The 416-nt window shown below is 73.1% G+C and carries 1 protein-coding gene; it reads right to left on the bottom strand.

What is annotated here, in order from left to right; genetic code table 11:
- A partial coding sequence (locus QSJ97_RS24745) for a transposase (RefSeq protein WP_285675169.1) occupies positions 1 to 315 on the bottom strand: 315 nt, incomplete at its 3' end.
- Positions 316 to 416: the final 101 nt, after the last annotated feature.

The following is a 416-nucleotide window of genomic DNA, read 5'->3' as shown; positions in this document are numbered from 1 at the left end:
GGCCTCCTGGATCACCGCCACGAGCGCCTTCTCCGCCGTCCTGCGCGGCTCCAGGAAGCTCGGGAAGCAGCGGCCCCTGCGCAGCCGCGGGATCGCCAGGTCGATCCGCCCGGCGCGGGTCTCCCAGGCCCGTTCGCGGTCGCCGTTGCGCCGAACCGTGCGGGCGGCGCAGCGCACGCCCTTCGGCGCGCAGGTCGCCGGCTCCACCCCGAGCTCCATGAGCCGCTCGGCCGCGAAGGCCGGCATGTCGCGCACGAGGTCCTCATCGGCCGACTTCTCCACCAGCGCGATCAAGGCCATCCTGTCGTCGGTCATCGTCGTCTCCGTTTCAGGTTCAAGGTCTCGCAACCCGAACCCTCTCCGAAGACCGGCGATGGCCGCCAGCGTCACCCCCGCCGGCCGCGCGCTGCGCTACG

The sequence above is a fragment of the Paralimibaculum aggregatum genome (assembly GCF_030270585.1).
In the GTDB taxonomy this organism is placed as follows: Bacteria; Pseudomonadota; Alphaproteobacteria; order Rhodobacterales; family Rhodobacteraceae; genus Thermohalobaculum; species Thermohalobaculum aggregatum.
Note: the sequence above shows the minus strand (reverse complement) of the source record. Positions and strands in the feature narration are given on the sequence as shown.